A 15,908-nucleotide genomic window follows, 5' to 3' on the forward strand; every position below is an offset into this window, starting at 1 on the left:
CATGTTCACCGGCATCGTCGAGGAGCTCGGCCGCCTGGCCCGACGGACCGACGGGCAGGACAGCAGCCGCGTCGAGATCTCCGGACCGACGGTCGTCCCCGGTCTCTCCCACGGCGACTCGGTCGCGTCGACGGGGTCTGCCTGACCGTGACCGAGGTCGTCGGTGACGGCTTCGTCGCCGACGTCATGGCCGAGACGCTGGCCCGCACCACGCTGGGCCGCCTCATCGAGGGGGACCCGGTTAACCTCGAGCGGGCCGTCCGGGTGGACGACCGGCTCGGCGGCCACATCGTGCAGGGCCACGTCGACGGCACCGCCCGGGTGATCTCCCGGACGCGGGGGACCGGTGGGAGGTGGTCCGGTTCTCGCTGCCGCCGGAGCTGGCCCGGTACGTCGTGCACAAGGGCTCGGTCTGCCTGGACGGGGTCTCGCTCACCGTCTCCGCGCTCGACGAGGACGCCTTCGAGGTGAGCCTCATCCCGACCACCCTGGAGCTGACCACCCTGGGCCGCCGGCAGCCCGGCGACGAGGTCAACGTCGAGGTGGACGTGCTGGCCAAGTACGTCGAGCGGCTCGTCGCCGCAGGGGCGGGCGGGACGACCGGGTCGACGGGGACGACGTCATGACGAGCAGCGCCGTGGTCCCCGGCCTGTCCTCGGTGGAGGCGGCGCTCGAGGCGCTGCGCGACGGGCTGCCGGTGCTCGTGCTGGACGACGTCGACCGGGAGAACGAGGGGGACGTCATCCTCGCCGCGCAGACGATCACGCCCCGGTGGACCGGGTGGACGATCCGGCACTCCTCGGGATACCTGTGCGCCCCGATGCCCGCCGACTGGGCCGACCGGCTCGCGCTGCCGCCGATGGTGGAGCAGAACGAGGACGCCCTGCGGACGGCCTACGCGATCACGGTCGACGTGGCCGAGGGCGTGACCACGGGGATCAGCGCCACCGACCGGTGCCGCACCGTCGCCGCCCTGGGCGACCCGGCCACGGGGGCGACCGACCTGCGCCGGCCGGGCCACGTCGTGCCCCTGCGGGCCCGCGCCGGGGGCGTGCTGGAGCGTCGCGGCCACACCGAGGCGGCCGTCGACCTGTGCGCCCTCGCCGGCCTGACGCCGGTGGCGGCCATCGCCGAGCTCGTCGACGACGAGGGCGAGATGCTGCGCACCACCCAGGTGCTCGAGCTGGGCGCCGAGCACGGGCTGCCCGTGCTGACCATCGACCAGCTCGTGACCCACCGCCGCGAGCTGGACCAGGACACGGCCGACGGACCGACGAGGAGCAGGACATGAGCAGGAGCGGAGCCCCCGCCGTGGCGGCCGACGGCAGCGGGATGCGGGTGGCCGTGGTCGCCGCGTCCTGGCACACCGTCGTCATGGACGGGCTGCTGGACGGTGCCCGCCGGGCCCTGGCCGAGGCCGGGGTCACCGAGGTCGACGAGGTGCGGGTGCCCGGCAGCTTCGAGCTGCCCGTCGCCGCGGCCCGGCTCGCGCGGACCGGCCGCTACGACGCGCTCGTGGCCCTCGGGGTCGTCATCCGGGGTGGCACGCCGCACTTCGACTACGTCTGCTCGGCGGCCACCGACGGCCTGACCACCGTCTCGGTCACCACCGGCGTCCCCGTGGGCTTCGGCGTGCTGACCTGCGACGACGAGCAGCAGGCGCTCGACCGGGCCGGCCTGCCCGGGTCGCAGGAGGACAAGGGCCACGAGGCGGCCGGTGCCGCCGTCGCGACGGCGGCGGTCCTGCGCGACGTGTAGGCACGATCACGGCCGGACGATGGTCACCCCCGGGGTCGTCGGGCCGCTCATCGCGGCCAGGGCCGCCGGTGCCTCCGCCAGCGTGATCGTCCGGCCGAGGAACCGCTCCGGCGCGAGTCGCCCCGCCACCACGTCGGCCAGCATCCGCGGGTAGTCGGCCGCGGCCATCCCGTGGCTGCCCAGCACCTGCAGCTCCCGGGCGACCACCGTATGCATCGGCACGCTGGCCCGGTCGCCGACGACGGCGGGCGGCATCAGCCCCAGCTGCAGGTGACGGCCGCGCACGCGCAGCACCGAGGTGGCGGCCCGGGCGGTGGCGACGCTGCCCAGGGCGCGACGCCGACGTCGACCCCGCCCGGCACGAGCTCCCGCACCCGCGCGACCGCGCTCTCCAGGGCAGGGTCGGTGGCGACGTCCACCCGCACGGTCTGCTCGGCGCCGACCGTGCGCGCCAGGTCGAGCGCCTCGGGGCTGACGTCCACCGCGACCACGTGCGCGCCGCGCGACCGGGCGACCATGACCGCCGCCAGCCCGACCCCACCGCATCCGAGGACGGCCACGTGCTCCCCGTCGGTCACCCGGGCCACGTCGACGATCCCGCGGTATGCCGTCGCGAACCGGCACCCCAGGCCCGCCGCGACGTCCGCCCCGATCTCGTCGGGCAGGTGGACGACGTTGTGGTCGGCCCACGGCACCGCGACCAGCTCGGCGAACGACCCTGGTCCGCTGAACCCCGGCTGCCACTGGTGCGGGCACACCTGGGAGGCGCCGGCACGGCATACCTCGCAGGTGCCGCACCCGCAGACGAACGGGACGACGACCCGGTCGCCGACGGCCACCGTGCGGACGTCCGCCCCGACCTCGTGGACCACGCCGGCGAACTCGTGGCCGGGCACGTGCGGCAGCTCGGTGATGTCGTCGTCGTGCCCCTGCCACGCGTGCCAGTCCGAGCGGCAGACCCCCGTCGCCTCGACGCGGACGACGACACCGTCCGGCCGGGGACGGGGGACCGGCACCTGCGTCACGTAGGGCTGCGCGCCGAACGCGTCGTAGCGCACGGCCCGCATGGTGGGGCGGTCGTCGGCCATGGGGCTCCTCGGGCTGTGGTGCGTGTGCGCCCTCAGTCTGGCGTCCCCCGCGCAGGCAGGACGCAGGTGGGTCACCGCCGGAGGATGGCGCGACGGTGCCCGCCAGGTCTGGGTTCGGCGCGTGCGCATCCAGGTCTGGCACCTGGCGGTCCTGCTGCTGATGGCCGTGCCCGTCGTCCTGATCTACCTCGCGGTGCGCCTCGGCGTGCGCCACGGGCGGCGGGACAGCGGCGACGGGCGCGGTGCGGGCGGGCAGGATGCACGCCACGACCGGGCCCCTCAGGGCTGAGGCCGCTGCGGTCCGTAGGGTCGGGCCATGGGTCTCTTCACCAGCGACGAACAGATCGCCCGGCTCTCCCGGAAGGTCGACTCCCTCTCGGGGCAGGTGCGCCACCTGACCCGCCTCGTCGAGCACCTCGCCCGAGGTCAGGGCGTCGACGAGGCGGTCCTCGAGGCTTCACGCCGCAGGAGGAGCCGTTCTGGGAGGAGGCCCGCCGGCTCAAGCGGGCCGGCTCGCCCATCGCTGCGATCAAGCTCGTCCGAGAGCACACGGGCATGGGCCTGCGCGAGGCCAAGGAGGCCGTCGACCGGTTGTGAGTCAGAACCGCGACGAGCTGCCCGCCCCGCTGAAGCTGCCGCCGCCGCTGTAGCCGGAGCCGGACCCGCCGGAGGCGGCCGACCGCGCCTGCTCGACCTCGCCCTTGCCGGCCGACCAGCCGGAGACGAACGCGTGGGTGCCGAACCACGTCCAGGTCGGGTAGGCCGTCGCGACGATCGTCGGCTCGGACCGCCGCCGGTCGCGCTCGGTCCTCAGCGCCGTGTCCAGCGTCTTCCGCTCGTCCTCGTCCTCCCCGAACGTCCGGGCCACGGCCCCGGCCAGCGCGTCGAGCCGTTCGCTGAGGCCGTCCCGCGTCGCCCGCAGGTGGTCGAGGGCGTCGTCGGGCGAGACCTGCCGGTGCTCCAGCTCGCCACGGAGGCGGTCCAGCCCGGCCAGCTCCTCGGAGGCGAACTGCCGCAACCGGTCCGCCTCCGGAAGTCCGCGCATCTCCTCGGGCAGCTCGGTCCCCAGGAGGTCCTCGACCCCCTCGAGGTCCTCCCGGACGGGGGCGACCTGGCGGTGCCAGGCCTCCACCCACGCGCGGTCCCGGTTGAGGAAGGCGGCGGTGTCGGCGATGACGTCGTCCAGCTGGTCCAGCGAGGTGGCCTTCTCCTCGTAGGCGGCGAGCCGCTCGACGGCCTCGGGCGTGTCGTAGTCCTTCTCCGGGATGCCGCGGGCCGCGTTGCCCAGCTCGGTCAGCTCCCGGACGCCGCGGCTGTAGTCGTCGTAGCGCCGCAGCATCTGACCGCCGTAGCGCGAGTCCTCCGGAATGAGCCGGGCGTGCAGCTCGGTCACCTCCTGGTCCCGCACGACGCTGGCCATCGCCGTGTCGCCGGCCGCCCGGCTCCGGCGGCTCCTCCTCGCCCGGTGCATCCCCACGCCGAGCCAGGTGCCGGCCCCCGCGAGCGTGGCCAGCGAGGCGACCCCGGCAACGGCGATCCCGCCGGCGGTGCGGACGAAGGGTGCGTTCATCCGGGCGGCGGCCTCCTCGACCCCGACGACCGCGCCGTCGGTCCAGCGGCCGGCGCGCAGGTCGTCCTTGGTGGCGTCCTGGATCGCCAGCTGGGCGTCCTCGCCGACCGCCCGGTCGTCGCCGAAGTAGGTCCCGACGAGCCGCCCCTCGGGGTCGACCGCCCAGACGTAGAGCCCGTCGGCCCACCGCTGCCCGTCGTCGCTGAGCCAGTCGGTCCGGTCCTGGCGGGCGTGCTCCAGGACGGCGTCGTTGAGGGCGAGGTCGTCGGTCAGCGCCTCCTCGCCGCCGCGGGTGGTGAACACCGCCACCGTGGTGGGCTCGTGGAAGCGCACGTCCTCGACCCCGGACAGCAGGTCGGGCTCGTGGATGACCCCGGCGGTGTCCTCCAGCTGGACCTGCGTGGCGGGGTGCCCGGGCGCCTCGGCGAGGAACCATCCCACGCTGGCCCCCACCACCCCGAGCGTCGCCACGCCCCCGACGAGCACCCGCTGACGGATCGACATACCCCGAGCTCCTCTCCGCGGCCGACGCTCGCCCGCAGCTGCGGGTGCGACGGCGCCGCGCACCTCCATGGTTCCACGCCACCCGGGAGTAGCCTCGGGCGCATGAGGTCGTTGCGGGCCGGTGCAGCCGCCGGGCTCGCCGTGCTGCTCACGGTGCTCGTGGCGGCTGCGGGCTGCGGGCTGCTCGGCGGTGGCCGGAACGAGGCCCTCGACGGGCCGTGGGAGCTCGCCTCCTTCGGGGACGCGGCCGGTCCGGTGGTCGACGACGCGGGGATGGTCCCGACGATGACCCTGGACGCGGGCGAGGTGACCGGGCACTCCGGGGTCAACCAGTTCGGCGGGTCCTACACCTGGAGCAGCGACGGGACGTTCCAGCTCGAGGACGTCACGAGGACCGCCGTGGGCGGGACGGAGGAGCAGATGGCGGTCGAGCAGAAGTTCTTCGACGCGCTCGAGGCGGTGCGGCGCTACGAGGTGGCCGACACCAGGCTGCGGCTCTCGGACGATCAGGGCGGGGACCTGCTGATCTTCGACCCGAAGGGACCGGGGGGTCGGTGAGCATGCCGGTCTGACGCCTCAGGAACCGCGGTGCCCAGGGCGTCAGCCGCGCGGCCGCCCGAGGATCCAGTAGGCGCAGAAGTACACCGACGTGGCGGGCACGCCGCGCTCGCGGACCAGGTGCCGGCGGACCCCGGCGGCCAGCTCCTGCTCCCCGGCGACCCAGCCGTAGTCGGGGTCCGGCAGGTCGGCGTCCGCGAGCACCTCGAGGAGGGCGTCGCCCGGCCGTCCGTCCCGCTCGACCACGGTGAGGCTGCCGCGCTCCGGGGCCGGCAGGTCGGGCAGCGCACCGGGCGTGGCCTCGAGCAGGACGTGCAGCTCGACGTCACGCCCGCGTGCGCGCTCGATCATCCCCACCATGGACGGGTATGCCGTCTCGTCGCCGGCGACCACCTGCACCCGGGCGTCGGCGGGCGGGTGGTAGCAGGTCGTGCCGGTCTGCACCGCGAGCTCGTCGCCCGGTGCGGCGGCGCGCACCCATCGGGCGCCGGGTCCCTCGTCGACCTCGCCGTCCGGGTGGAGCACGACCTCGAGGTCGAGCTCGGCGACCTCGGGCCGGTAGGCGCGGACGGTGTACCAGCGCACGTCGGGGCGCACGTCCTCCGGCATCTGCGCCAGGACCGGCCGCGGGTTGGGGCCGCTGACCCCCGACAGGTCAGGCAGTGCCGTCCCGGACTGCGGCATGACCAGGCCCACGAACTCGTCGGGCCCGAACGGCTCCCACCGGCCCACGAGGCCGGGCACGTGCACGGTGAGCCGGCGCAGCTGGGGGGCGACCCACCGCGCCGCCCGCACGGTCGCGAGGACGCAGGCGTGCTCGCTGCGCTCCAGCGGCATCGCCGTCGTGCGGGCGTCGGCCTCGGCGGCCGCCCGCTCGGCGACCTGCCGCGCGCCGCGGGCGAGGGTGTCGCTCAGGGGGGCGTTCATCGCAGGACCTCCAGCTCGGGGGCGAGCTCCGGGGCGATCCGCGGGGTGCCCGCGGTGCCCAGGGCGTGCCCGACCGGCCGGTGCCGGCCGAGCGGGATGACGGACAGGTCGCCGGTGGCCTCCTGCCACAGCACGCGGCAGGTGATGCCGAAGACGTCGCAGACGGTCTCGGCCGTCACGACCTCGCGGGGGTTGCCCTGGGCGACGACCCGGCCGCCGCGCATCGCGACCAGGTGGTCGGCGTAGCGGGCCGCCATCGCCAGGTCGTGCAGCACCATGACCACCGTCGTGCCGCGGTCGACGGACAGGTCGCGGACCAGGTCGAGCACCTCCACCTGGTGGGCGATGTCGAGGAAGCTCGTCGGCTCGTCGAGCAGCAGCAGATCGGTGCGCTGGGCCAGCACCATCGCGATCCACACGCGCTGCCGCTGCCCGCCGGAGAGCTCGCCGACCTCACGGCCGACCAGGTGGCTGGTGGAGGTCAGCTCCAGCGCCTCGGCGACCACCTCGTCGTCCTCGCGGGTCCACCGGCGCAGCAGGCCGTGGTGGGGGTGGCGGCCGCGGGCGACCAGCTCGCCGACCGTGATGCCCTCGGGCACGACCGGGTGCTGGGGCAGCAGCGCCATTGAGCGCGCCACCTGCTTGGTCGGCATCCGGTGGACGTCGCGGTCGCCGAGCAGCACGCGCCCGTCCTTGGGCCGCAGCAGGCGGGAGAGCCCGCGCAGCAGCGTGGACTTGCCGCACCCGTTGGGGCCGACGATGGCGGTGACCCTGCCCTCGGGGACGGTGAGGTCGAGGTCGTGCACGATCGTCTGCTCGCCGTAGCCGAGGCTGAGACGTTCGGCGGTCAGGGAGGTCATCTAGGAAGCCCTTTCACGGGTGAGGAGCCACAGGAGGAAGGGGGCGCCGACGAGGCCGGTGACGACACCGACGGGAAGGTTCACGTCAGGTATGGCGTAGGCGCCGGCATGGTCGGCCAGCACCACGATGACCGAGCCGACGAGGGCCGCCGCGGCGATCGAGGCCCGGCCGCCGAGGAGCCTCCGGGCGATCGGGCCGGAGAGGAAGGCGACGAAGGCGATCGGCCCGCAGACCGAGGTGGTCGCCGCGACGAGGAGCACGACCAGCAGCAGCGCCCGGGCGCGGACGAGGCCGGGCGGGGCGCCGACGCCGGCGGCGACGTCGTCGCCGAGCTCGACGAGGTGCAGCTCGCGGGCGGTGGCGAGCAGCAGCGGGAGGGCCAGCGCCACGACCACGGCGAGCAGCCCGATCTGGCGCCAGGTGACGCCGTTGAGGCTGCCGGTCAGCCAGACCATCGCCTCGTGCGCCCGGTAGACGTCGGCGCGCAGCAGCACCCAGTGCACGACCGAGGTGAGCATCGCCGACAGCGCGATCCCGACGAGGATCATCCGCGTCGGGGCCGCGCCGGGGCGGGAGGCCGACAGCGTCAGCAGGGCCACGGCCACGAGGGCGGCGCCGACCAGGGCCGCCACCGTGACGGCCGCCCCCGACCCGCCGAGGACCACGAGCGTGAAGACGGCCGCCGCGCTCGCGCCCATGGTCAGGCCGAGGACGTCGGGGCTGGCCAGGGGGTTGCGGGCCATGAGCTGGAAGGTTGCCCCGCTCGCGCCCAGCGCCATGCCGGCGAGGGTGCCGACGACGGCGCGCGGCAGCTTGGACTCCAGCAGGATGAACTCGGCGCCGCCGGGCACCTCGCCCGTGCCTAGGACGATGCGCCAGAAGTCGGGGACGGTGATCGTGAAGTCGCCCAGCAGGGTCCGCACCACCATGGCCACCAGCCAGGCGGCGAGCAGGCCGCCGAGGACGAGCTGCCCGCGCCGGCCGGCCCGGCGGCGGGAGGAGCGGACCTGCTCGACCCGGTCGACGACCCTCCCCGGGGCGACGTCCACGCTCATCGCACGGCCGTCCTGCGCACGAGCCAGATGAGGCCGGGGGCGCCGAGCACCGCGGTCATGAGGCCGACCTGGATCTCCGAGGGCGGCATGACGATCCGGCCGAGCGTGTCGGTCAGCAGCACCAGCACCGGCCCGACGATCGCGCTGCCGAGGAGGATGCGGCGGTAGTCGGGGCCGGTGACGAGCCGCACCAGGTGCGGCACGACCAGGCCGACGAAGCCGACCGGACCGGCCAGCGCCACGGCGCCGGCGGCCAGGCCGACGGCGCCGAGGGCGACGACGCCGCGCGCCAGGTGGACCCGCTGGCCGAGCGCCCGCTCGAGGTCGTCGCCCAGGGCGGTGGCGTTGAGCACCGGGCCGGACAGGGCGACGACGAGGAGGGAGACGACCAGCAGCGGCAGGACGTCGAGGACCAGGCCCACCGGTCGTCCGGCGACGCTGCCGACCTGCCAGAAGCGGAAGGTGTCCAGGGCGCTGCGGTCGCTGATGAGCAGTCCGGCCACGACGCTGACCGCCCCGGCCGTGAGGGCGGCGCCGGCCAGGGCCATGGTGAGCGGGGCGGGGCCGCCGGGCGCGGCGGCGGAGACGGCATACACGACGACGGCGGCGACGACCCCGCCCCCCAGGGCGAGCCAGCCGAACGCCGCTGCGGAACCGACGCCGAGCAGCTGGATGCCGAGCACGACCCCGAGCGCCGCTCCGGCGTTGACGCCGAGGATCCCCGGGTCCGCCAGCGGGTTGCGGGTCAGCCCCTGCATGGCTGCCCCCGACAGCGCGACCGCGAGTCCGACGACGGCGCCGACGACCGTGCGGTCGACCCGGGCGGCGACGATCGCGGCGGCCGGGTCGGTGGTGCCGCCGCGCAGGAGGGCCTCGACCCCGGAGAGCACCTCGCCGGGGCCGAGGGTGCGCGAGCCGACCGCGACCGAGATCGCGACGGCCAGCACGACGGCACCGAGCCCGACGGCCAGGGGCTCCCAGGTCCGACGGCGCCCTGCCGGCACGCCGCGGGTGCGCGGCGTGCCGGGGAGGGTGCTGGTGCGCGTGGCGATCGCGGCTCTCCGATCAGCAGGGGGGATGGGTCGCTCAGCGGGCGTCGGCCTCCGCCGCGGTGGCGGCGGCCTCGGCGACCTGCGGGACGAAACGGTCGAGTGCGACCGGGATGGACAGCGGGGTCGGCGAGCTCATGCCCACGACGTCCTGCGGCTCGTCGGCCTCGACGTAGGCCCCGGAGGCCATCGCGGGGATCTGCGAGAGCAGCGGGTCCTCGAGCAGCATGTCCGCGGTGAAGCCGCCGTCGGTGTAGAAGATGAAGACGTCGGCCTCGAGGGTGTCCGCCTGCTCGGCGGACAGGTTGGCCGAGAAGTTCTCCTCGCCGCTCATCTCCTCCACGACCGGGGCGTTGACCATGCCGAGCTCGGTGAGGAACTGCGGGCGCAGGTCGATGACGTTGTAGAGGCCGATGGTCGAGGTGTCGGTCGGGCTGAACCAGCCCCACGCGAAGGAGGTTCCCTCGAGCTGGGGGAACTCCTCACGGGCCGCCTCGAACGCGGCCTCGGTCTCGGCGACGGCCTCCTGCGCCTGCTCCGGCCGGCCGATCGCCTGGCCGACGAGCTCGACGGACTCACGCCACGGGGTCGCCCACGCCGTCTCCGGGTAGGCGACGGTCGGCGCGATCCGGGAGAGGCGGTCGTAGTCCTCCTCGCTCATGCCCGAGTTGGTGCCGATGATCAGGTCGGGCTCCATCGCGGCGATCTCGTCGACCGGGATGCCGTCGGAGTCGTCGTAGCGGGTGATGTCGGCCGGGTCGTGGCCGAGCTCGGTGACCGCCTCGTCGAACCAGTCGGTCGAGCCGGCCTCGTTGCCGCCCCAGTTGATCGTCACCGCGCCGACCGGCACCTCGCCGAGGGCGGCCATGACCTCGTGGTCGGTCCAGCCGACGGTGACCACGCGCTGGGGGTCCGCGGTGATCTCGGTGCTGCCGAAGGCGTGGTCGACGGTGACCGGGAAGGCGCCGGTGTCCTCGCCGCCGGCAGCCGATCCGTCGTCGCCGGTCGCGGTGCCCGTGCCCTGCCCGGCGTCGCCGGTGTCGTTGGCGGTGTCCCCGCTCTCCGCGTCGGAGGTCGGGCCGGTGGAGCAGGCGGTCAGGGTGAGCAGGGCGGCGGCGGCCAGGGCGGTCGTGCGGAGGACGGCGGGACGTCGGGACATCGAGGACTCCTCGGGCGGGGACCCCGTGGGGTCCGGAACGCGGACCGAAGTGAGGTTAGGGTGTCCTTACCCGATTATGCAAACACCGACGGGCGGGTATGGCGTGGCGCCGCCCGCGCCTGGGCGTGCCCCTCAGGCGTGCCCGTCAGTCGCGGCCCGCCTCCTGCCACAGCAGCCCGTCGACCGCGTCCCGGCCCAGGGCCTGGGTGACCTCGTCCGCGGCGGCCGCGCGCTCCATGCCCCTCACCCTCAGGTAGGCCAGCGCGACCGCAGGCGTGCGGTGGTGGGCGGCCACGCAGTGCAGCAGCACCCGCCGGCCCTCGGCGCGGAGGGTGGCCACCGCCCGGGCCGCCTCGGCGAGGGCGAACCGCAGGTGCTGGTGGCTGGCCGGGTCGTCGGAGTCGACGAGCCACACCTCGGCGTGGTCGCGGGGCTCGACCGGGGAGGGGGCGTGCTCGTCCTGGCCCAGCCGGCACAGCGAGACAACGGCGTCGACGCCGAGTTCGCGGACGCGGCCCAGGTCGGCGATGGTGCCCAGCAGCACGTCCGGGTCGGAGGGCAGCGCCGCCGCCAGCGGCCGCTGCGCCCCGTCGTCCATGCGGGGGACGCCCGGCCAGCCCTGGGCGCCGCGCCCACCGCCCGCGGCGGTGCGGACCGCCAGGGAGACCAGGCCCCGGGACCGCAGCCCCGGCCAGCCGTGCACCTCCCGCGTCCAGGCGAACGGCAGCGCCGAGGCGCCGTAGCGCGCCCCGAGCAGCCCGCCCGCGATCGCGGCCACCGTGTCGGTGTCGTGCCCGATGCCGACCGCCCAGTGCAGCGCGGCCACGACGTGGTCCGGGCCGGTCCCGACCTCCCGGGTGTGCCAGATCGCCGACCAGGCGGCCTGGAGGGCGGTGGCCGTCCAGCCGTTGCCCGCGAACGTCTCCGGCGGCCGGGTCTGCGCCTCCTCGAGCCGCTCGGCCCACCAGGTGCGCCGGTCCGTCGGCAGCAGGTCGAGCCCCGCCGCCACGTCGAGCACCCCGTCGAGCACGGCCCGGCGGACCGCCTCGGACCACAGCACGCACGAGTCGCCCGCGACCGGGTCGGCGTGCGTCAGGGTCGCCACGGCCCGGGCCGCCCCGGCGGTGGCCTCCCGGTCGTCGAGACGGGTCAGGCCGACCACGGAGGTGCGCATCAGCGCGCCGTTGCCGGCGGTCCGGCCGGTGCGACGGTGCAGGTCGGCGGCCAGCTCACGCAGGGCGACGTGGTCCCGGTCCGAGGGGTGGTGCGGGCGGTCGGCCAGGATCTGCCGGGTCTGGACGCCGATGTCGGCCGGGCCGTGGGCGTGCCAGCGCAGGAAGCCGGCCGCGACCTGCTCCAGGCCGTCGTCCCCGGCCAGGTCGGCCCCGGTGGCGGCCACCTGGGCGACCGCGACGGCCATCTGGGTGTCGTCGGACCACTCGCCCGGCGCGTAGCCCCCCAGCCCACCCCCCGCCATCCGGGGGCCGCTGGTCGGGTCGAGCCGGGCCGTGCCGAACTCGTAGGGGACGCCGAGGGCGTCGCCGCAGGCCTGCCCGAGGAGGACGCCGGCGGTGCGGTCGTGCTGGACGGTGCTGAGGTGCATGGGGACCTTCTTTCTTCGTGTCAGAGTGACTACATGCGAGCCCACCGACAAAGGGTGTCGTTGACCCTTAAGGGGTTACGCTGGGGCCGTGGCCGCCTACCCCGCCTTCGCCGTCACCGTCGACGTCGTCGCCCTCACCATCCGCGACGAGGTCCTCCACGTGCTCCTGGTCCGACGGGGAGGTGAGCCGTTCGCCGGCCGCTGGGCCCTCCCGGGCGGCTTCACCCGGGTCGAGGAGGACCTCGAGGAGGCGGCCTACCGCGAGCTCGCCGAGGAGTGCCGGGTCACCCGGGACGACCTGCGGCTGGAGCAGCTGCGCACCTACGGCGCGCCCGGCCGCGACCCTCGGCCCGAGCGCGTCGTCAGCGTGGCCTGGCTCGCCCTGGGCGCCCACCTGCCCGAGCCGGCGGCCGGCACCGACGCCGCCGAGGCCAGGTGGTGGCCGGTCGAGGAGGCCCTGGCGATGCCGCTGGCCTTCGACCACCACCAGATCCTCACCGACGGGCTCGAGCGGGCCAGAGCCAAGCTGGAGTACACCACCCTGGCCACCAGCTTCTGCCCCCGGGAGTTCACCCTGCGCGACCTGCGGCACGTCTACGAGACGGTGTGGGGCAGCACGCTCGACCGGTCCAACTTCCAGCGCAAGGTCCTGGGCACCGAGGGGTTCGTCGAGGACACCGGCAGGTATGCCGAGGGGCGCCGGGGTCGGCCCGCCCGGCTCTACCGGGCCGCGGCCGGGGAGGGCACGGTGCTGCACCCGCCGCTGCTGCGGGGCTGACCGGCTCCTCCGCAGCTCTGTTCAGGCGATCCCGGCGCCGGTAGCGTGATTCCCCCCTACGTCGTGGAGGTGCCCGTGAATCGACCGTCCAGCCCCCGCCCCGGTCCCGGACCGGTCTCCGCCACGCTCGCCGTCGCGCTGGCGGTCGTCCTCGCCGGGTGCGGGGGCGGCACCACCGACCCGGTGGACTCGCCCGAGTCCGCCGCCGACGCGACGACCGACGCCGGCACCGACGGCGCCTCGACGGAGGACGCCGGCACCGACGACGGGACCGATGCCGATGCCGACGTCGCGGACAGCCTGGCCGGGGCAACGTCCACGGAGGAGCTCGAGGAGATGGTCGAGGGCATGGTCGACGACCTGGCGGAGCAGCAGGAGGCCCAAGGGGGTGGCTCGGCCACGCTCACCGTCGGTGACGAGGAGTGGACCTTCGACTCCGTGCTCTGCGCCTTCGGCGAGGAGGAGATCGGCCAGGAGGGCGCCGAGGTCGTGGTCTCCTCGATCCAGGACGGCCTGCAGTTCTACGTCTCCATCGACGACTTCGGACACTCCGTCTCGCTGAACGACGTGGAGAACTTCGAGGACCCGTCGGTGGCGATCTCCTCCGACTTCGCGGCCGACGACTTCATCGAGGTCGACGGCAAGGACGTGAGCGGCGAGGTCCTGTTCGTCGACGAGGAGGGGGGCCCGGTGGGGGAGGGAAGCTTCGAGGCCACCTGTCCCTGAACCGTGCCGGCGGGGGACGCCCTGCTCAGCCGTCCGGGTCCCACCCGTGGCCGCAGTGCTCGCGGTGCGTTGCGTCACACCGGGCTCGACGACGCAGCCCAGCTGGTCCACCCACGCCACCGGGCAGGGGACGGCCGGCATCCCCAGGACGTGGTGGCGGACGTCGAGGCTGTGGCACTCAGGGCAGGTGCCCCGGGCTCCGGGCAGGTCCAGCCTCCCTCCCCGGGCCGCGAGCAGCTCGACGGCCCGGTCGTCCAGGAGGGCGAGCGGTGGAGGTGGGTCCGGCCAGCCGGAGGCCGGGCCGGGCTGGGGGAGGCGGTGCACGCCGTCCGGGTCCACGGCGAAGGGCAGCGCGAGCCGCACGTCCTCGTGGGCGCGTCGCCGGACCAGGGCGGTGGTCCCGGCCCCGGGCCGTCGTGGTTCGGCGATGTCGATCCGCAGGTGGGGCCGCCACCGGCCCATCCTGGTCGCGGCACCGCTGGTGACCACGACCGCCCGGGACAGGGCGGCGTAGCGACGCAGGCTGTCCTCGACGGCCGCACCACGCTGCCAGCCGGGACCGGCGGCGAGCGAGGTCGACAGCGCGCCCAGGTCGGCCCAGGGATCGTCGGCGACCAGCAGCTCGACCTGCATCATGGTCAGCTGGTGCGAGGCCACCATGGACGACGGGGTCATCGCCCGGAGGGTCACCCGCCGGAGGATCTCGTCGAGGGCCTCCCGGCGCGCTCCCGGCCAGCCGTCCTCGGGACGGACCACCTCCTGCGCCGTCAGCCCCGTCGCCGACGTCACGCACCGCACCTGCAGCTGCTCGGGCGTCTCCTGCAACCCGACGAGGAGGGTCGTCGCCCCGGCGGCCGCGCCCCACAGGGCGATGCTGACGGTCACCGCCCGCCGCAGCTCCTCGGGGCCGGTGACCACCGTGACCCGGCCCCGCCCGACCCCGCCGCCGACCAGGTCGTCCAGCTCGAACCAGCCGGTCGGCCACCGTCTCCCGTAGCGCTCGGCCCGCTCCTCGATGCCGCGCAGCAGCGAGTTCTCGAAGCGTCCCTGCCCGTCCACACCTCACGGTCTACCCCCAGGCACCGACAGACCCTTCGTCGGAGGGCCCGGCACGCCCGCCACGGCCGGACTACGGTGGGAGGACCGCGACGAGAGGATTCCCATGCCGACGCAGATCAGTGCCCACGTCCTCCGCGAGCCCCAGGGCTCCTTCGAACTGGTGGACGGCCTGGAGCTGGGCGATCCGCAGGCGGGGGAGGTCCGGGTCCGCTACACCTCCACGGGCCTGTGCCACACCGACCTGTTCGCCCGCGACGTCTTCCACCAGCCGGACTTCCCGCCCGCCGTCTACGGCCACGAGGGCACGGGAGTGGTCGAGGCCGTCGGGGCCGGGGTGACCGACGTCGTCGAGGGCGACCGGGTCATGGCCTCCTACGCCTCCTGCGGCCGGTGCCGCACCTGCCTGACCGGGCGGCCGTTCAACTGCCAGCAGTTCAACGACCTCAACTTCGCCCTCACCCGGGCGGACGGCAGCCCCAAGGTCACCCTGGACGGGGACCCCGTGGGGGCCAGCTTCTTCGGCCAGTCCTCCTTCGCCACGCACGGACTGGTGTCCGCCCGCAACCTGGCCAAGGTCCCCGACTGGGTCGCCGCGGAGGACGAGCACCTGCTGGGCCCGCTGGGGTGCGGCGTCCAGACCGGCGCGGGCGCGGTGCTCAACGTCCTGCGCCCCGGGCCCACGGACAGCATCGTCGTGGCCGGGACCGGTGCCGTCGGCCTGAGCGCGCTCATGGCCGCCATCGCCTCCGGCGTCGGCACGATCGTGGCCGTCGACATCGTCGAGGAACGGCTCCGGCTCGCCACCGAGCTGGGCGCCACGCACACGATCGACGGCGACGACGAAGACCAGGTCGCCCAGATCCAGGAACTGACCGGCGGCGGGGCCACCCACGCCTTCGACACCACCGGCGTCGCGCCGGTGCTCTCCCGCCTGGTCGACTCGCTCGCCTGGGGCGGCCGCCTGGGCATCGTGGGGGCGGCGCCGGACATGACGCTGGACCTGATGCCGCTGATGCAGCTGGGCCGCCAGGTGCAGGGCATCGTCGAGGGCAACTCGGTGCCGCGGGTCTTCATCCCCCAGCTGCTCGAGCTGCGACGGGCCGGCCGGTTCCCGCTCGAGAAGATCGTGCGCACCTTCCCCTTCGCCGAGCTGGAGTCCGCGATCGAGGCGACCGGGTCGGGCGAGGTGGTCAAGGCCGTCCTGGTGCACTGA

General features: G+C 75.1%; 16 protein-coding genes and 1 pseudogene. 8 read left to right on the plus strand and 9 right to left on the minus strand.

From position 1 onward, the window contains the following. Nucleotide 1: 1 nt before the first annotated feature. From BJF81_RS06690 to ribH, 3 genes and pseudogenes are all read left to right on the plus strand, one after another. Nucleotides 2–626: pseudogene (locus BJF81_RS06690) on the plus strand (riboflavin synthase). Then, nucleotides 623–1,291 (plus strand): 3,4-dihydroxy-2-butanone-4-phosphate synthase, encoded by a 669-nt coding sequence (gene ribB, locus BJF81_RS06695; RefSeq protein ID WP_075957679.1) that lies wholly within the window; start codon nt 623–625, stop codon nt 1,289–1,291. Before BJF81_RS06690 ends, ribB begins: the two are co-directional and overlap by 4 nt. Continuing rightward, nucleotides 1,288–1,758: a 6,7-dimethyl-8-ribityllumazine synthase gene (gene ribH, locus BJF81_RS06700; RefSeq protein ID WP_075957680.1), complete on the plus strand. Its 471-nt coding sequence runs from the start codon at nt 1,288–1,290 to the stop codon at nt 1,756–1,758. Before ribB ends, ribH begins: the two co-directional genes overlap by 4 nt. A 6-nt stretch (nt 1,759–1,764) precedes the next feature. Here ribH and BJF81_RS20890 read toward each other — a convergent pair whose 3' ends face one another. Next, nucleotides 1,765–2,043, minus strand: a complete 279-nt coding sequence (locus tag BJF81_RS20890) for a hypothetical protein (RefSeq protein ID WP_342447091.1) — start codon at nt 2,041–2,043, stop codon at nt 1,765–1,767. After that, nucleotides 2,013–2,846: an alcohol dehydrogenase catalytic domain-containing protein gene (locus BJF81_RS06705; protein WP_342447092.1), complete on the minus strand. Its 834-nt coding sequence runs from the start codon at nt 2,844–2,846 to the stop codon at nt 2,013–2,015. The genes BJF81_RS20890 and BJF81_RS06705 overlap by 31 nt, the downstream gene beginning before the upstream one ends. 121 nt (nt 2,847–2,967) lie before the next feature. Here BJF81_RS06705 and BJF81_RS17925 point away from each other — a divergent pair, with 121 nt between their 5' ends. Beyond that, nucleotides 2,968–3,135 carry a hypothetical protein gene (locus tag BJF81_RS17925; RefSeq protein WP_158068624.1) on the plus strand — a complete coding sequence of 56 codons (168 nt, stop codon included), beginning with the start codon at nt 2,968–2,970 and terminating at the stop codon, nt 3,133–3,135. A 309-nt stretch (nt 3,136–3,444) separates the two neighbouring features. On the opposite strand, the gene BJF81_RS06715 is transcribed toward BJF81_RS17925, so the two are convergent. Further along, nucleotides 3,445–4,920, minus strand: coding sequence for a DUF5129 domain-containing protein (locus BJF81_RS06715; protein ID WP_075957682.1), 1,476 nt, complete (start codon nt 4,918–4,920; stop codon nt 3,445–3,447). A gap of 102 nt (nt 4,921–5,022) precedes the next feature. Between BJF81_RS06715 and BJF81_RS06720 the strand changes: the two genes are divergently transcribed. Then, nucleotides 5,023–5,478 carry an META domain-containing protein gene (locus BJF81_RS06720; protein WP_075957683.1) on the plus strand — a complete coding sequence of 152 codons (456 nt, stop codon included), beginning with the start codon at nt 5,023–5,025 and terminating at the stop codon, nt 5,476–5,478. A 42-nt stretch (nt 5,479–5,520) separates the two neighbouring features. Here BJF81_RS06720 and BJF81_RS06725 read toward each other — a convergent pair whose 3' ends face one another. From BJF81_RS06725 to BJF81_RS19310, 6 genes are all read right to left on the minus strand, one after another. Then, on the minus strand, nt 5,521–6,405 hold the full coding sequence (locus BJF81_RS06725; RefSeq protein ID WP_075957684.1) for a siderophore-interacting protein: 885 nt from the start codon (nt 6,403–6,405) through the stop codon (nt 5,521–5,523). Continuing rightward, nucleotides 6,402–7,265 carry an ABC transporter ATP-binding protein gene (locus tag BJF81_RS17355; protein WP_075957685.1) on the minus strand — a complete coding sequence of 288 codons (864 nt, stop codon included), beginning with the start codon at nt 7,263–7,265 and terminating at the stop codon, nt 6,402–6,404. Before BJF81_RS17355 ends, BJF81_RS06725 begins: the two co-directional genes overlap by 4 nt. Continuing rightward, entirely contained in the window at nt 7,266–8,321 is a 1,056-nt protein-coding gene (locus BJF81_RS17360; protein WP_075957686.1) for a FecCD family ABC transporter permease, read from the minus strand. It lies immediately after the preceding gene. Then, nucleotides 8,318–9,325: a FecCD family ABC transporter permease gene (locus tag BJF81_RS06740; protein WP_075957687.1), complete on the minus strand. Its 1,008-nt coding sequence runs from the start codon at nt 9,323–9,325 to the stop codon at nt 8,318–8,320. Before BJF81_RS06740 ends, BJF81_RS17360 begins: the two co-directional genes overlap by 4 nt. Before the next feature lie 82 nt (nt 9,326–9,407). Next, entirely contained in the window at nt 9,408–10,529 is a 1,122-nt protein-coding gene (locus BJF81_RS06745) for an ABC transporter substrate-binding protein (RefSeq protein ID WP_075957688.1), read from the minus strand. Between the two features lie 145 nt (nt 10,530–10,674). After that, nucleotides 10,675–12,132 carry an ADP-ribosylglycohydrolase family protein gene (locus BJF81_RS19310; RefSeq protein ID WP_075957689.1) on the minus strand — a complete coding sequence of 486 codons (1,458 nt, stop codon included), beginning with the start codon at nt 12,130–12,132 and terminating at the stop codon, nt 10,675–10,677. Nucleotides 12,133–12,220: 88 nt separating this feature from the next. On the opposite strand from BJF81_RS19310, the gene BJF81_RS06755 reads away from it, so the two are divergent. The 3 genes from BJF81_RS06755 (at nt 12,221) to BJF81_RS06770 (ending at nt 15,908) form a co-directional block, all read left to right on the plus strand. Then, on the plus strand, nt 12,221–12,910 hold the full coding sequence (locus BJF81_RS06755) for an NUDIX hydrolase (protein ID WP_075957690.1): 690 nt from the start codon (nt 12,221–12,223) through the stop codon (nt 12,908–12,910). 75 nt (nt 12,911–12,985) lie between these two features. Then, nucleotides 12,986–13,636: a hypothetical protein gene (locus BJF81_RS06760; RefSeq protein ID WP_075957691.1), complete on the plus strand. Its 651-nt coding sequence runs from the start codon at nt 12,986–12,988 to the stop codon at nt 13,634–13,636. Between the two features lie 1,162 nt (nt 13,637–14,798). Beyond that, the gene (locus BJF81_RS06770) at nt 14,799–15,908 is read left to right on the plus strand and encodes an NAD(P)-dependent alcohol dehydrogenase (protein WP_075957693.1); all 1,110 of its coding nucleotides are present in this window, start codon (nt 14,799–14,801) and stop codon (nt 15,906–15,908) included.

It is taken from the genome of Ornithinimicrobium sp. CNJ-824 (assembly GCF_001942405.1).
GTDB classification, from domain to species: domain Bacteria; phylum Actinomycetota; class Actinomycetes; order Actinomycetales; family Dermatophilaceae; genus Ornithinicoccus; species Ornithinicoccus kibberensis.

Bases quoted from the DNA above. Each gene is read 5' to 3' on its own strand.
- ribB (WP_075957679.1), top strand. From the start codon at position 623: ATGACGAGCAGCGCCGTGGTCCCCGGCCTGTCCTCGGTGGAGGCGGCG.
- ribH (WP_075957680.1), top strand. From the start codon at position 1,288: ATGAGCAGGAGCGGAGCCCCCGCCGTGGCGGCCGACGGCAGCGGGATG.
- BJF81_RS06725 (WP_075957684.1), bottom strand. From the start codon at position 6,405: ATGAACGCCCCCCTGAGCGACACCCTCGCCCGCGGCGCGCGGCAGGTC.
- BJF81_RS06745 (WP_075957688.1), bottom strand. From the start codon at position 10,529: ATGTCCCGACGTCCCGCCGTCCTCCGCACGACCGCCCTGGCCGCCGCC.
- BJF81_RS06705 (WP_342447092.1), bottom strand. From the start codon at position 2,846: ATGGCCGACGACCGCCCCACCATGCGGGCCGTGCGCTACGACGCGTTC.
- BJF81_RS19310 (WP_075957689.1), bottom strand. From the start codon at position 12,132: ATGCACCTCAGCACCGTCCAGCACGACCGCACCGCCGGCGTCCTCCTC.
- BJF81_RS06720 (WP_075957683.1), top strand. From the start codon at position 5,023: ATGAGGTCGTTGCGGGCCGGTGCAGCCGCCGGGCTCGCCGTGCTGCTC.
- BJF81_RS06715 (WP_075957682.1), bottom strand. From the start codon at position 4,920: ATGTCGATCCGTCAGCGGGTGCTCGTCGGGGGCGTGGCGACGCTCGGG.
- BJF81_RS06770 (WP_075957693.1), top strand. From the start codon at position 14,799: ATGCCGACGCAGATCAGTGCCCACGTCCTCCGCGAGCCCCAGGGCTCC.
- BJF81_RS17360 (WP_075957686.1), bottom strand. From the start codon at position 8,321: ATGAGCGTGGACGTCGCCCCGGGGAGGGTCGTCGACCGGGTCGAGCAG.
- BJF81_RS17355 (WP_075957685.1), bottom strand. From the start codon at position 7,265: ATGACCTCCCTGACCGCCGAACGTCTCAGCCTCGGCTACGGCGAGCAG.